Origin of the sequence: Isoptericola halotolerans (genome assembly GCF_045689585.1) — a bacterium.
Classification (GTDB): domain Bacteria; phylum Actinomycetota; class Actinomycetes; order Actinomycetales; family Cellulomonadaceae; genus Isoptericola; species Isoptericola halotolerans_B.
The window spans coordinates 476405-490547 of sequence record NZ_CP140108.1 but is presented as its reverse complement, the minus strand read 5'-3'; the positions used below and the strand labels follow the sequence as shown (position 1 = coordinate 490547).

The 14143-nt window shown below is 73.4% G+C and carries 16 protein-coding genes; 9 read left to right on the top strand and 7 right to left on the bottom strand.

Translation table 11 applies throughout. The features are described from left to right. Positions 1–30: 30 nt before the first annotated feature. Genes UQW22_RS02280 through UQW22_RS02265 form a run of 4 tightly spaced genes read right to left on the bottom strand, consistent with a single transcriptional unit; the run spans position 31 to position 3137 of the window. Positions 31–606: a carboxymuconolactone decarboxylase family protein gene (locus tag UQW22_RS02280; RefSeq protein ID WP_407319226.1), complete on the bottom strand. Its 576-nt coding sequence runs from the start codon at positions 604–606 to the stop codon at positions 31–33. Then, positions 603–1418: a class I SAM-dependent methyltransferase gene (locus tag UQW22_RS02275; RefSeq protein WP_407319225.1), complete on the bottom strand. Its 816-nt coding sequence runs from the start codon at positions 1416–1418 to the stop codon at positions 603–605. Before UQW22_RS02275 ends, UQW22_RS02280 begins: the two co-directional genes overlap by 4 nt. A 7-nt stretch (positions 1419–1425) precedes the next feature. Then, positions 1426–2805, bottom strand: coding sequence for a dihydrolipoyl dehydrogenase family protein (locus UQW22_RS02270; protein ID WP_407319224.1), 1380 nt, complete (start codon positions 2803–2805; stop codon positions 1426–1428). After that, entirely contained in the window at positions 2802–3137 is a 336-nt protein-coding gene (locus UQW22_RS02265; protein WP_407319223.1) for a DUF427 domain-containing protein, read from the bottom strand. Before UQW22_RS02265 ends, UQW22_RS02270 begins: the two co-directional genes overlap by 4 nt. 150 nt (positions 3138–3287) lie before the next feature. Between UQW22_RS02265 and UQW22_RS02260 the strand changes: the two genes are divergently transcribed. From UQW22_RS02260 to UQW22_RS02240, 5 genes are all read left to right on the top strand, one after another. Continuing rightward, positions 3288–3773, top strand: a complete 486-nt coding sequence (locus tag UQW22_RS02260) for a hypothetical protein (RefSeq protein ID WP_407319222.1) — start codon at positions 3288–3290, stop codon at positions 3771–3773. 119 nt (positions 3774–3892) lie between these two features. Next, the gene (locus UQW22_RS02255; RefSeq protein WP_407319221.1) at positions 3893–4051 is read left to right on the top strand and encodes a hypothetical protein; all 159 of its coding nucleotides are present in this window, start codon (positions 3893–3895) and stop codon (positions 4049–4051) included. 1 nt (position 4052) lies between these two features. After that, the gene (locus tag UQW22_RS02250) at positions 4053–4736 is read left to right on the top strand and encodes a Crp/Fnr family transcriptional regulator (RefSeq protein ID WP_407319220.1); all 684 of its coding nucleotides are present in this window, start codon (positions 4053–4055) and stop codon (positions 4734–4736) included. A gap of 291 nt (positions 4737–5027) precedes the next feature. After that, positions 5028–6119, top strand: a complete 1092-nt coding sequence (locus tag UQW22_RS02245) for a DUF222 domain-containing protein (protein WP_407319219.1) — start codon at positions 5028–5030, stop codon at positions 6117–6119. Continuing rightward, positions 6109–6450 carry an HNH endonuclease signature motif containing protein gene (locus tag UQW22_RS02240; RefSeq protein ID WP_407319218.1) on the top strand — a complete coding sequence of 114 codons (342 nt, stop codon included), beginning with the start codon at positions 6109–6111 and terminating at the stop codon, positions 6448–6450. Before UQW22_RS02245 ends, UQW22_RS02240 begins: the two co-directional genes overlap by 11 nt. A 172-nt stretch (positions 6451–6622) precedes the next feature. Here the strand turns inward: UQW22_RS02240 and UQW22_RS02235 are convergent, their stop codons facing one another. Continuing rightward, positions 6623–7672, bottom strand: coding sequence for a serine hydrolase domain-containing protein (locus UQW22_RS02235; protein ID WP_407319217.1), 1050 nt, complete (start codon positions 7670–7672; stop codon positions 6623–6625). Between the two features lie 253 nt (positions 7673–7925). Here UQW22_RS02235 and UQW22_RS02230 point away from each other — a divergent pair, with 253 nt between their 5' ends. Together UQW22_RS02230 and topA are read left to right on the top strand one after the other, a co-directional pair. Continuing rightward, complete coding sequence (locus UQW22_RS02230) at positions 7926–8870, top strand: phosphatase PAP2 family protein (RefSeq protein WP_407319216.1); 945 nt, start codon at positions 7926–7928, stop codon at positions 8868–8870. A gap of 181 nt (positions 8871–9051) precedes the next feature. After that, on the top strand, positions 9052–11841 hold the full coding sequence (gene topA, locus UQW22_RS02225) for a type I DNA topoisomerase (protein ID WP_407319215.1): 2790 nt from the start codon (positions 9052–9054) through the stop codon (positions 11839–11841). A gap of 7 nt (positions 11842–11848) precedes the next feature. On the opposite strand, the gene UQW22_RS02220 is transcribed toward topA, so the two are convergent. Continuing rightward, a complete protein-coding gene (locus tag UQW22_RS02220) occupies positions 11849–12070 on the bottom strand; it encodes a hypothetical protein (RefSeq protein WP_407319214.1) in 222 nt (73 codons plus the stop codon). 75 nt (positions 12071–12145) lie between these two features. Between UQW22_RS02220 and UQW22_RS02215 the strand changes: the two genes are divergently transcribed. Together UQW22_RS02215 and UQW22_RS02210 are read left to right on the top strand one after the other, a co-directional pair. Beyond that, complete coding sequence (locus UQW22_RS02215) at positions 12146–12613, top strand: MarR family winged helix-turn-helix transcriptional regulator (protein WP_407319213.1); 468 nt, start codon at positions 12146–12148, stop codon at positions 12611–12613. Beyond that, positions 12610–13680 carry a Gfo/Idh/MocA family protein gene (locus UQW22_RS02210; protein ID WP_407319212.1) on the top strand — a complete coding sequence of 357 codons (1071 nt, stop codon included), beginning with the start codon at positions 12610–12612 and terminating at the stop codon, positions 13678–13680. The genes UQW22_RS02215 and UQW22_RS02210 overlap by 4 nt, the downstream gene beginning before the upstream one ends. Positions 13681–13733: 53 nt before the next feature. On the opposite strand, the gene UQW22_RS02205 is transcribed toward UQW22_RS02210, so the two are convergent. Next, complete coding sequence (locus UQW22_RS02205; RefSeq protein WP_407319211.1) at positions 13734–14126, bottom strand: pyridoxamine 5'-phosphate oxidase family protein; 393 nt, start codon at positions 14124–14126, stop codon at positions 13734–13736. Positions 14127–14143: the final 17 nt, after the last annotated feature.

Here is a 14143-nt window from a genome sequence, read left to right as displayed (position 1 = left end):
TCGTCGCCCTGCTCGTCGTCACGCCGGATGTCATGCCACGACTCCCGGGGCGGCCGGGACATCGAGGCGCGTGCGGGCGAGGTGGTTGAAGTAGTTCGTGTACAGGTTCACCGCGACGTGCGCGTACAGCTCCGCCGGCTCGGTCGTGGTCCACCCGGCGTCCAGCGCCCGCTGCCAGGTGTTGTCGGTGACGTCGCCCACCCGGCCTGCCGTCTCGCGAGCCACGGCGAGCAGCGCGTCCCGCCTCGTGTCGTCGCTGGGCTCGGCGCGGCGGATCGCGAGCATCTGGTCGTCCGTCAGGCCGGCGGCGCGGCCCGAGAGGGTGTGCGCGGACTGGCAGTACGCGCACTCGTCCGTCGCGCCCACGGCAAGCGCGATCGCCTCGCGGCTCGCGACGTCGAAGGTTCCGTGGTCCTTGATGGCGGCCTGCAGACCCGCGTACCCGGCGATGGTCAACGGGGGGTGCGCCATCTCGCCGTGGATGTTGAGCGTGGTGCCCATCCTCCGGGTGAGCGAGGCCAGGTGGTCGCGGGACGGAGGTGGGGCGTCCTCGACCGTGTGCACGGGGATGCGGGGCTCGTTCGGTCGCGGGTTGAGGTGCGTCATGGCTTCCTCCTTTGTTCTCCGGTGTGGTCGATGCCGGGGTCGTCTGGCGCCTTGGTCGCGATCAGGCGCAGCAGGGGCAGCGGCAGCGCGCGGCCGGGGCGGGCCAGCCGCGCCAGCGCGCGCTCGGCCGCGCGCCGCTGGGCGTCGGTGCGGCCCGGGGTGTACAGGGAGCGCACAGCGCCTGCGGCGTCGGCCCGCGTCGCCAGCGGGAATGTGAACCGGTGCCGTGACGCCCTCACGGTCTGGAGCCCGCACCGTGACGCCGCCCTGACGAAGCGGCGCTCGGTGATGCGCTGCGGCATCGAGCCGGGGCCGTGCAGCCGCCACGCCAGCGCGAGCAGCGGGCGCACATCCGCAGGGCGCAGCGGGCCCGACGTCGGCAGGAGGAAGCCGGCCCTCCCGCCGGGTCGCAGGACGCGCGCGATCTCCGAGAGCGCGGCGTCGAACGGCCGGACCAGCATGAGCCCCATCGACACCACGACGGTATCGACCGAGGCGCCGGCGACCGGCAGCTCCCGGGCGTCGCCGAGCACGACGGGTCCGCGTCCTCGCTCCCGCGCCAGGGCGAGCTCCGCCGGCGAGACGTCCACACCGAGGTAGGACTTCGCCCGCGCGGCCAGACGCGGTTGGAGCGGAGCCGAGCCGCATGCCACGTCCAGCACCCTGCCGAGGCGCTCCGGGAGCGCCGCGCTGAGCCAGTCGTACGGCGTGCCGAGGGGCGGTTGAGCGGCGCACTCCAGCGCCCGTTCCGTGATGCCCGGGCGCTCGTCGTGGTAGTCGCTCAGGTAGTCGGGCCAGTCGTCGTCGCGCACGGCGCCCTCATTCCCCGGGGCGGGCGCCGCGGCGGGGCGGCCGGGCGGTCCGACCGCCGTAGCCGCCGAAGAACTGCGCGGCGGCCTGCTGCACGGCGACCGACCACGTCGGGTAGGCGTGCACCGTCTGGGCCAGGCGACCGGTGAACATCCCGGTGCGCAACGCCAGCGCGGGCTCGTGGATCAGCTCTCCGGCCCGCCGCGCCACGATGGTCGCGCCGAGCAGTCGCCCGCCGCCGAGGTTCCCCACGACGGGACGCGGCCCCGCCACCAGGGTGACGAACCCTGCGGTGGCCCCTGCCGTGACCGCCCGGTCGACCTCCGCCATCGGCAGGTGGGCCACGCGGGCTCGGGGGCCCGCCTCACGCTCGGTGATCCCCACGGTGGCGACCTCGGGGTCGGTGAACACCACCTGCGGGCTGCCGGCCGGGTCGTAGGTGGGACGCCGCCGTCGGGGGCCCGTCAGCGCGACCTGGACGGCCACCCGCCCCATCGCGTAGGCGTCGTGCGTGTGCCCGGACAGCCCGGTGACGTCCCCGGCGGCGTACACGCCCTCCGCCGTGGTAGCGAGGTGCGCGTCGACGACCAGGTACCCCCGCTCGTCCGTGCGCACGCCGGCCGCCTCGAGCCCGAGGTTCGCGGTGGCAGGGCGCCGGCCGGTGGTGACGAGCACGCGCTCGACGTCGAGGTCGGCGACGTTCTCGACCGGGCTGCCCGCCCGGATCTCGACACCGTCCGCGGCCAGCGCGTCGCGGATGACGGCGGAGACCTCCGGCTCGGCGTCCGGCAGCAGCCGGCCGGCCGCCTCGACCAGCGTGACCCGCACGCCGAGGCGGGCGAACGCCTGAGCCAGTTCACAGCCGGTCGGCCCTCCGCCGAGCACGGCCAGCGAGGACGGCGCCTCGGCCAGGTCGAAGATCGTGTCGGTGGTCAGCGCGGGGCGGTCGGCGGGCAGCTCGGTCAGGCCGACGACCAGCGGGAGCACCGGCGCAGACCCGGTCGCGAGCACGATCCGCCGCGCGACGACGTGCGTGCCGTCCACCTCGACCACGCCGCCGCCGGCGAGCCGGGCACGCCCGCGCAGCACCTCGATCCCGTGGGAGCGCAGCACGGACGCGTCCTCGGTCGCGGCGATCCGCGCCACGTTGGCCCGCACGGCGGCCATAGCCTCCTCGAAGAGCACTCCGCGGGCGGCCGCCTCAAGCAGAGTCTTGGACGGGACGCAGCCGGTGAAGGTGCAGTCGCCGCCGATATCTCCCTCGGCGACGAGCAGCACCCGCGCGCGAGCACGAGCGGCCGTCTGCACGGCGGCCAGCCCCGCGGAACCGCCCCCGACAACCACGACGTCGTATTCGCCGCTGCCGGCGGCGCGGCCGTGTGAGCTCACGCGGACGCCCCCGCGCCGTCCCCGGGGAGGCAGACATCGCCGTCGGGAACGTCCTCGACGACAACGCCGCCCCAGAACGCGACGTGGTTCTTGATACGGCGTGCCAGCGGACTGGGGTGGCGGTAGGTCCACGCCGCGTCCGCCGCGACCTCATCGCCGTCGGTCACCGCGTAGTAGCTCGCGATCCCCTTCCACGGGCACAACGACCGCGTGGGTGTCTCGATGAAGTACTCACGGTGCAGGGACTCGGGTGGGAAGTAGTCGTTGCCCTCGACCTGCACCGTGCGGTCGGCCTCCGCGATCACCACGCCGTTCCACCGAGCGCGTTTCATGATGGCTCCCTTCTCCTCGGCAACTGCCTCGACGCTACGCACGGCTCGTGGTGGGAACTGTCACCCAGGTCACCGAAAGACACCACCCGTGGGCAGGAGGCTGGGCGCGAGGCCGCCGACCGTCGGCGGCTACGACGAAGGGACCCCATCGTGTCTACTGCAGCTCACGCCGCCGACGCCGCCGGCCAGCCCTTGGCACACGCCGGCATCGTCACCAAGGCGGCCAACGGCGCCCTCGCCGGCCTGATCGGGGGCATGGTCTTCGGCATGCTTATGGCCATGATGGGCATGCTGCCCATGGTCGCCGGCCTCGCCGGTTCCGAGAACGCCGTCGTCGGGTTGGGCGTGCACCTCGTCAACTCCGCCGTCATCGGCGCGATCTTCGGGCTCGTCGCCTGGGGTACCGCCGACAAGCTCTGGCCCGTCCTGGGCGCCGGAATGGTCTACGGCATCGTCTGGTGGGTGCTCGGCGCCCTGATCCTCATGCCGCTGTGGCTGAGCGTGACGATGGATCCGATGATGCGCGACATGATCTTCACGGTCGGCTCCGACCAGTGGATGAGCCTCATGGGCCACGTCATCTTCGGCCTGGTCACTGCCCTCGTGCTGTTCGGGCTCAAGCGACGCCGCGCATGACGACGCGCCTCAGCGCACCGGTGCTGCGGGTCGTCGTCGCCACCGCGTGCGCGGGTTGCCATATCGCCCGCGCACGCGCCGACGCCGTCCGACGGCTCCGACCCGGATACCCCGTCGAAGTGGTCGACCTCGAAACCGCGCCGACACCCCGCGGCGTCGTCGGGACCCCGACCTACCTCCTGGGCGACGACATCATCTCCCTCGGCAACCCCGAGCTCGCCGACCTGCTGCTCCAGCTGGACGAGGCGGACGGCCCTCCGCCGGGGGACGATGCTTGACATGGCCGCCACACCACCCGACGACCTCTACTGCCTGGCCGAGGTCGACCTCTTCCGCGACCTGTCACGCCACGAGATGGCCGAGCTCAACGCCCGCGCGCCCCTACGCACCGTCGACGCCGGACAGATCGTCTTCGATCCGCTGCGGCCCGTCGAGGTGCTCTTCATCGTCAAGCGCGGCCGTCTGCGGGTGTTCCGAGTCCTGGCCGACGGCAAGACCGTCACCACCGCGGTGCTCGGACCCGGGACCGTCGTCGGCGAGATGCCGCCGCTCGGCCTGCGGATGCGCGGCGCCTGGGCCGAAGCGCTCGAGCCCAGCGAGCTGTGCCTCATGAGCCGCACCGATGTCCGCGACATGCTCTTCACCCAACCCCGCGTCGCTCTGCGCATCGCGGAACTGCTGTCGACCCGGCTCGCCGACCTCGAGGACCAGGTCGCCGACCTCACCACCAAGACACTGACCGAACGACTCGCGGCGACACTCTGCCGCCTGGCCCGGCACGCCCCCGACCAGCCCGTCCGCCTCACCCACGCACAACTCGCCGCACTCGTCGGCGCGACACGCGAACGCACCACCACAGCCCTCGGCGAGCTCGCCGACCAGGGCTGCATCAACCTCAAACGCGGTCGCATCCACCTGACCAACACCACGCTCCTCGACACCATCGCCAACTCGGAGCGCTGAAGACCCTCATGTCATGGACAGGCGTCCACGACATGACTGCCCAGTTTGGGCTGCAGTCTCGCGCGGTCACCTCAGGGGAACACATGTTCGAGTTCTGGTAGTGTCGGACCATGACGACGCAGTCCGCCGGGCCATCGACAGCCCCGGCTGCCGCTGTGACGCGACAACTCGCGCCGACGGACGTCGAGCTGTCCCGACTCGACCACCTGCTCGACTCGCTGGCCGAGGTCCAGTCCGCGATCGGCGCCCTCGAGGGGCGACGGGCAGTTCTCCTGGCCGAGGTGTCTCAGGTTGCCGAGCAGGCCGAGGCCCGGCTCGTGGACGACGCCGGAGCCGGCCCGCGGGCGACGTCGGCCCCGGCGTCAGGAGCTCGCCCGCCGGGCCGTGCTCGCGGAGGTCGCGACCGTCCTGCACGTGGGCGAGCATGCCGCCGGGACGTTGTGCGACCACGCGAACGCCCTACGCGCCAAGGCCCCGCGCACGCTCGCGACGCTGTCGGAGGGCCGGTGCTCGTGGGCGCACGCCTCCCGCGTCGCCCGGCATGTCGCCGACCTGGACGACGACGCCGCCGGACGCGTCGAGGAGGCGGTCGCCCCGGCGCTCGTCACCAGCACGCCGGGGCAGATCGATGCGCGGGTGCGCCGGGCGAGGGAGTGCCTCCATCCAGAGCCGGTCGAGGTGCGCCATGCTTGGGCCGTCGAGGCCCGGGGCGTCCACCTCGACGACGGTCGTGACGGCATGGCGTGGCTCTCGGCGCACCTGCCCGCCGTCGTGGCGCACGCCGCGTACGACAGGCTGGCCCGCGCCGCGACGAGCCTGCGCGGGGAGGGCGCGTCCCTTCGCCGGGGCCACGCGATGGCGGACGCGTTCGCTGCGCTGCTGCTCGACGACGGCACTCTCGACCGCACCTGCGTGCCCACGTTGCCCGATCCGGCACCGTCTGAGCCCGTTTTGTCCGAGCCGGACTCGCCGGAGCAGCCCGCGCCGTCGCCCCCACCGCTCTTCCTGACCCAGCAGTCCTCTTTCCAGGAGCCGTCGGCCCCGCCGCGACCGACGGCCCCACCGCCGCTGGCCCCGACGATGCCGTCGCTGGCTGCGCTGGCGAGGTCGATCCGGCCTCGCGTCACGGTGACGGTGCCGGTGCTGACCCTGCTGGGCGTGGCCGACATCCCGGGTGACCTCGACGCCTACGGGCCGGTGAGCCCCGACGTCGCCCGCGAGCTGGCCGGGCTGGCACCGTCGTTGCGTCGGGTGCTGGCGCACCCGGAGTCCGGCGTCGCGCTGTCCGTCGGCCGCGAGTCGTACACGGTCCCGTCCGCTGAGGGCTGCGCTCGTCCGGCGCGACGCCACCTGCCGCTTCCCCGGGTGCGGGGTGGCCGCTGACCGGGCTGATCTCGACCACACCACCGACTGGGCCCTCGGCGGCACCACGAGCGCGGACAACCTGGCTCACCTGTGCCGCAAGCATCATGTGCTGAAGCACCGGACGCGATGGTCGGTACGCCGCGCGGCGCCCGGCCGTACCGGGAGCGACGCCTCCACCGGTGAACCGTTGGGACTGGGCGGCGTGCTGGAAGGGACGTCGCCCACTGGCAGGCGGCACGTGACCCGCCCGGACGGTCGCCCGCCCGCGAGCATCCACCGATCGCTCCCGGAGCCCGTGGTTCCACTCGAGCCACCGGGCCTACCGGATCCTGGTGAGCCCCCGTTCTGAGTGCTTCCCGTTCTCAGGGCCCGGACTGAGCAGGTGCCACGCCGGTCGGGCGTGCCCTGTGCCCCCGCACCGGCGTGCCCTGTGCCCGTCCCGCACTGGGCGAACATGCCCTGCGCTCGTCCTGCACGAGGCTCTACCGGTCGTCGTGCTGCACCGCCGTCGGCGCTCCCGCTCACCGGTCGAGCGCGGCCAGCAGCCGGAACGCTGCCAGGGCGACGCTCCGACCGTGGTTGGCCAGGACGACGACGGCGTGCCCGGTGCCGGGGTGCAGGCACAGCGCGGAGCGGAAGCCTCCGGTGCCACCGCTGTGCCAGATCACGAGGTCGCGCCCGCGGCGGCGGTCCGCCTCGGTCACCGTGCGTTGCCAGGCGAGGCCGATGCGCGGCCCCTGCTCGGCCACGGCCGTCCGGACGGCCCCACCGAGGTCTCCGGGCGGCGGGTCGAGGTGTGCACGACCCCAGTCGAGGAGGTCGGTGGCGGTCGAGTGCAGCGCCCCGGCCCCGGGCAGCGCGTCGAGGTTCCAGGGCGCGGCCGGCGTGTGTCGGCGGTGGTGGCCGACGGCGGTCCGGGCGACCTGCTCGGGCGTCGCCCGGTCGGTGGTCCCGGTGTCCGCGAGCCCGAGCGGACCGGTGGCGTCCCGGGCGACCAGCTCGCCGAAGGTGAGCCCTTCGTGCCGGGTGAGGGCGATCCCGAGCAGACCGAAGCCGCTGTTCGAGTAGGCCGGCCGGCCCGTACCGGGCGGGCGGCGCAGCCGGCCGGTGCGGATCGCGGCCAGCAGCGCGTCCTCCGAGTGGCGGCGGTAGGGGTCGAGCCCGCGATAGGCGTCCAGGGTCCCGCGGAGCACGGGGACGTGGACGCGCGGCAGGCCGGACGTGTGGGTGGCGAGGTGTCGCAGGGTGACCTCGACGCCGCCGCGCCCGAGCCCCGCGACCTCGTCGACGAGCTCGCCCACGGGCGTGTCCAGGTCGAGCCGGCCGGCCGTCACGGCACGGGCCAGCGAGAGACCCGTGAAGGTCTTGGTGATCGAGCCGATCTCGAACCTCGTCCGTGCGTCCGGGGTCGCGCCGTCGGGCAGGGAGGTCCGGCCGGTGCTGCGCACCGTGGACGTCCCGTCGGGGGCCAGGTGCCCGACGACGACGCCGACCCGTCGTCGGCCCAGACGGGTCGCCGTGTGCTCGAGGAGCGGTCCGACGTCGATGGCGCCGGGACGTTCTGTGCTCATGGCTCCCACCTCGTGCCCAGGACCTTTCCCCTGAGCAGACGAGCCGGGCTCGCGCCGAGTTCCCGGGCTCAGGACGCGGGTCGCGGGTCTCCGGTCTGCCGGACCTGCGGCACCCGTGCGCAGGCCGCACGGGTCGTCCACGACTTGGCCACACGGAACGGATACGGTGACCTGCGTGAACGGCGACACTCGTGAGCTCCCGGCAGCGGTCCCTCCGGAGGGTCCCGCGTCGCTCCCGCCTGCTCACGCACCGATGTCCGGTGGACAGGTCCCCACGCCGGTCGGCGCCGTCGTGGCGCCGCCCCGGCCGCGGGTGCGCGCCGGGGTGCAGGCGGTCGCCGCGGTGGTCGCGGTGCTCGCGGTCGTCGCGCTCGGGGCGACCTACCGCTACTTCGTCACGACGGTGCCGGGACAGTCGCTCGACGAGCTCGCGTTCACCGGTGCGGCGTACGGCCAGGGACGGCTCTGGCGGGTCGCGGAACCGGTGCTCGACGTCGTCTCCGTCGCGTTCATCGTGGGCGGGATCGGCGCGGCCATGGCGGTGGCGCTGGTACGTCGGCGGTGGGTGCTGGCGCTGCAGGTGGCGGTGCTGGTCGGCGGTGCCAACCTCACGACGCAGGTGCTCAAGCACCAGGTGCTCACCCGCCCCGACCTGCTGCCCGGCTGGAACGGGGCGAACACGTTGCCGAGCGGCCACACGACCGTCGCCGCGAGCGTCTCGGTGGCCCTGCTGCTGGCGACGCCGCGGGCCTGGCGTCCGGCGGTGGCGCTGCTCGGGGCCGCGTACACCGGGGCGACCGGGGTGTCGACGCTCGTCGGCCAGTGGCACCGTCCGTCCGACGTCGTCGCCGCGCTCTTCGTGGTCCTGGCGTGGGGTGCGCTCGTCTGCGCGATGACGCCCGCCAGCTCGCTCGACGTCGCACCCCGTCGTCGACGGCTGCCGTCGGGGCTCCCGCAGCCCCATGCGTTCCACTCGCCGGGCTCCTCGGTCGTGGCGGGGCTGCTGCTCCTCGGCGGCGCGGTGACCGGCGGTCTCGCGCTCGCCGCGGCCGTCCGGCTCCTGGAGGCCGGTACGGTGCCGATCGGCGAGGACGTGACGGCCTACGGGGCGGGGGTCCTCGGCGTGCTGTCCGCCACCGCAGTGACGTTCGCGCTGCTCCTGCTGGTGCGTCAGGCCACGGCCCGTCCGCGGGACTGAGGGAAACCCGGTTCGCTGCCAGGACGCACGAAGGCGTGTGGACGACGCTGCACCGACGGCGGCACTCCTCGGTAGAGTGCCGCCGTCGTCGTCCGTGTCGTACCGTGACAGGACGCTGCACCCGTCAGCGCCCGCGCAGGACCGCCCCACACCGCTCAACACCGTCGGAAAGCAGGAACGGATGCCACAGGCCCGCAAGCTCGTGATCGTGGAGTCTCCCACCAAGGCTCGCAAGATCCAGGGCTACCTCGGCGACGACTACGTCGTCGAGGCCAGCGTCGGCCACATCCGTGACCTCCCGCAGCCCTCGGACCTGCCGGCGGAGATGAAGAAGGGGCCGTACAAGAAGTTCGCGGTCGACGTCGACAACGGGTTCGACCCCTACTACGAGGTGTACGCGGACAAGAAGGCGAAGGTCCGCGAGCTCAAGGCGGCGCTCAAGGACGCCGACGAGCTCTTCCTCGCCACCGATGAGGACCGCGAGGGCGAGGCGATCGCCTGGCACCTCATCGAGGCGCTCAAGCCCAAGGTCCCCGTGCACCGCATGGTCTTCCACGAGATCACCCGCGAGGCCATCGCCCGCGCCCTGCAGAACACCCGCGAGCTGGACTCGGACCTCGTCGACGCCCAGGAGACCCGCCGCATCCTGGACCGGTTGTACGGCTACGAGGTGTCGCCGGTGCTGTGGCGCAAGGTCCGCCAGGGGCTGTCGGCGGGGCGCGTGCAGTCGGTGGCGACCCGGCTCGTGGTGGAGCGCGAGCGCGAGCGCATGGCGTTCGTCACCGCCGACTACTGGGACGTCAACGGCTCGTTCGCACCGCAGGAGGGGGACGACGCCGGTCAGCTGTTCCGTGCCCGCCTCACGGGCATCGCCGGCGAGCGGGTGGCGTCGGGCCGCGACTTCGACGACCGGGGGCGCCTCAAGGTGCGCACCGGCGTCGTGCACCTCGACGAGCCGGCCGCCCGGGCCGTCGTCGCGGGCCTCGACGCGGCGGACTTCTCCGTGCGCTCGCTGGAGACCAAGCCGTACTCGCGCAAGCCGGCCGCGCCCTTCACGACGTCGACGCTCCAGCAGGAGGCGTCGCGCAAGCTGCGGATGGCCTCCCGCCAGACGATGCGCACGGCGCAGGCGCTGTACGAGAACGGCTACATCACGTACATGCGGACCGACTCGCCGGCGCTGTCGGCCGAGGCGACCGACGCGGCACGCCGACAGGCCGCCGAGCTGTACGGACCGGAGTACGTGCCCGGGGCGCCGCGGCTGTACGCCTCGAAGAACAAGGGCGCCCAGGAGGCGCACGAGGCGATCCGTCCCGCGGGTGACTCGTTCCGCACCCCGGCGCAGGTGGCCCGCGAGATCTCCGGCGACCAGTTCAAGCTCTACGAGCTCATCTGGAAGCGCACGGTCGCCTCCCAGATGGCCGACGCCAAGGGGTCGACGGCGTCCGTGCGGCTCGCCGCGACGCTGGGCGCCGGGGCGGGGGAGCGCGCCGGCAGCGACGCCGTCTTCTCGGCGTCCGGCACGGTCATCACGTTCCGCGGGTTCCTCGCGGCGTACGAGGAGTCGCGGGACGTCGATCCCGCGTCCGAGGGCGCCGAGACGGGTGCGTCGAAGGAGAGCCGTCTGCCGCGCATGGCGGAGGGCGACACCCTGGCGAGCACCGACCTGGCCGCCGAGGGGCACTCCACCTCCCCGCCCGCCCGGTACACGGAGGCGTCGCTGGTCAAGGCGCTCGAGGAGCTCGGCATCGGCCGTCCGTCGACGTACGCGGCGACGATCTCGACGGTCCAGGACCGCGGGTACGTGCGGACCAAGGGGCAGGCGATGGTCCCGACGTGGCTGGCGTTCGCCGTCGTGAAGCTGCTCGAGGAGCACTTCGGCCGCCTCATCGACTACGACTTCACCGCCGAGATGGAGGCGGACCTCGACCAGATCGCCGCGGGGGACCGCGAGCGGGTGGCGTGGCTGACCCGGTTCTACTTCGGTGAGGGCACCGAGGGCACCGAGGGCACCGAGGGCAACGCCGGCGAGGGCTCGCACACCTGGGGTCTGCGCGACCTCGTGGCGGACCTCGGCGAGATCGACCCGGTGGCCGTCAACTCCGTGGAGATCGGTGAGGGCATCCGGGTGCGGGTGGGGCGGTACGGGCCGTACCTGGAGGACCTGCGGGCCGAGCCGGACAAGGAGGGCAAGGCGCCACGGGCGTCGGTCCCCGAGGACATCGCACCCGACGAGCTGACGGTGGACAAGGCGCGTGAGCTGCTGGCGGCGGGCGCCGACGACGGGCGCGTGCTGGGCGTCGACCCGGAGTCCGGGAACGAGATCGTCGCGAAGAACGGCCGCTACGGCCCGTACGTCACCGAGGTGCTCGACCTGCCGGAGATCGACCCGGAGCTGTCGGCCGCCGCGAAGAAGAGGGCGAAGGCGGCGCGGCCGAAGCCACGCACGGGGTCGCTGCTCAAGTCCATGGAGCTGGCCACCGTGACCCTCGACGACGCGCTGAAGATCCTGTCGTTGCCGCGGGTGGTCGGCACCGATCCCGAGTCGGGGGTCGAGATCACCGCGCAGAACGGGCGCTACGGCCCGTACCTGAAGAAGGGGACGGACTCGCGGACGATCGCCTCGGAGGAGCAGCTCTTCACCATCACGCTGGACGAGGCGCTGAAGATCTACGCGGAGCCGAAGCGGCGGGGGCGGGCGGCGGCGACGCCGCCGCTGCGCGAGCTCGGCGACGACCCGACGAGCGCCAAGCCGATCGTGGTCAAGGACGGCCGCTTCGGGCCGTACGTGACCGACGGCGAGACGAACCGCACGCTGCCGCGCGACCTCACCCCGGAGTCGATCACCGCCGAGCGGGCGATCGAGCTGCTCGCCGAGAAGCGCGCGCAGGGTCCGAAGAAGCGCAAGGCGCCGGCGAAGAAGCCGGCGGCGAAGAAGGCACCGGCGAAGCGGTCGACGACCAAGAAGTAGCGGGCGGTCACCCGGGCCGACGGCGCTCCACGACGTAGGAGTGCCCGTCGGCCCCCGTGACGCGCTCGAAGGTCTGACGCAGCTCGGCCTCCCGGGCCTGGTCCTCCGGGCGTGGGGGGACGGCCGGTCCGCGGCGGATCGAGGCGGGTCCGAAGACCGGCAGGAAGGTCTCGGTGAACCGCATGCCCCAGGTGCGGTCGTCGCCGGGGCGGCGCCTGAACAGTGCCATCCGTGCTCCTCGCTCGGTATTCCTTGGTGCACCAATGATTGGTGTACCAAGCATATCCGGTCCTACGCTGTCCCCATGGAGCACCCGCAGGACCCGCTCGCCCTCGAGGCGCAGGTCTGCTTCGTTCTGTCCGCCTCCGCGCGGGCGATGGTCGCGCTGTACCGACCGATCCTCGAACCGCTGGGGATCACCCACCCGCAGTACCTCGTGCTGCTCGGGCTGTGGGAGGACGCGGGTGCCGGGCGGACCACCTCCGTCACCGGGCTCGCCGCGCGCCTCTACCTCGACCCGGGCACGCTGTCGCCCTTGCTCAAGCGTCTCGAGCAGCAGGGGCTGGTCGGGCGACGACGCGCGACGGCGGACGCCCGCGTCGTCGAGGTGCACCTCACCGCTGCGGGGAAGGCGCTCCGCGAGGAGGCGCTCCAGGTGCCGGCGAGGGTCGTCGAGGCGACGGGCCTGAGCCTGGACGAGCTGCAGCGCGTCCGTGTGGCCGCGGACGCCGTCATCGCCGCCGCCCACGGTCCCGCTACCGTGGGTGCATGACCGACAACACCGCCGTCGACCCGGCCACGTACGCCGCCCGCCTGACCACCGCCGACCTCGACGGCACCGTGCCCGAGCTGCTCGACGCGCCCGCGCTGCGGTGGGGCGTGCTCGGCGCCGGCAACATCGCCGCGTCGTTCTCCGACGGTGTCCGCGAGCGCACCGCGGCGTCCGTCGTCGCCGTCGGCTCCCGGTCGGTGGACAAGGCCCAGGCGTTCGCCGACGCCCATGCCCCCGGCGCGCGGGCCCACGGGGGCTACGAGGCGCTGGTGGCCGACGACGAGGTCGACGCCGTCTACGTCGCCACCCCGCACTCGCACCACCTCGAGCACGCGCTGCTCGCGATCGAGGCCGGCAAGCACGTGCTCGTCGAGAAGCCGCTGACCCGCTCGGTGTCCGAGTCGCGCACGCTGCTGGACGCTGCGGAGGCCGCCGGCGTGTTCTGCATGGAGGCCGTCTGGACGCGGTTCCTGCCGCACGTCGCGGCGATCCGCGGCGCGATCGCCCGCGGGGAGATCGGCGAGGTGCGCACGGTGATCGCCGAGTTCGACGTGGCCTTCGCCTTCGACCCCTCGCACCGTCTCTTCGCACCGGAGCTCGCGGGCGGCGCCCTGCTCGACCTGGGGATCTACCCGATCACGTTCGCCCACGACCTGCTCGGCGTGCCGGACACCGTGCTCACGCACGGCACGCTGGCCGAGACCGGCGTCGACGACCACGTGAGCATGATCCTGGGGTACGACAGCGGTGCGCAGGCGATCCTGCACACGTCGTCCGGGGCGTCGGGCGGCGCGGGGGCGCGCATCATCGGCACCCGCGGGCGCATCGACGTCCCGGCGTTCTTCTTCGGCCCGACGCGCTTCGACCTGGTGCGTGACGACGGCCCGTCGTGGTCGTTCGAGTCGCCCGACGGCGAGGGCAAGGCGTACGAGGCCGCCGAGGTCGCGCGGTGCCTCGCCACGGGACGCACCCAGAGCGAACGGATGCCGTGGTCGCACACCCTCGAGGTGATGACGATCCTCGACCGGGTGCGCGCCGAGCTCGGGGTGGTCTACCCCGGCGAGTGACGCCGTCGGGCGGGGCCCGGCCTGCCGGTCGGGGTCGGACAGGGCCCGGACGGTCAGCGCGTCAGCCGGCGCCCGCTGATCGTCGCCGGCGTGATGCGGACCCACACGTTCTTGCCGTCGTCCTGGTAGGAGACCAGGCCCGTCGCCTCGGCGGCAGCCAGGTCGGCGTCGTGCTCGAGGATCTCGGCGGTGCCCTTGACCACCACGCTCGTGGCGACCTCGGGCGACCACTCGTCGGCCTCCAGGGCGACCCGGGTGTTCACCGCGACCTCGACGAGCTTGCTGCCGGGGTAGGTGCGGAAGTAGACGTGGCCGTCGGCCGCGGCGAACGACACCGGGAAGATGTCCGGCTCGCCGGCGACGGCGGTCGCGAGCCGGCCCACCGGCCGGTCCCGCAGGAACTCCCAGCAGGCGTCCTCGGTCAGCGTGACGGTCTCTGCGGTCATGGCGTCTCCCCTCGGCT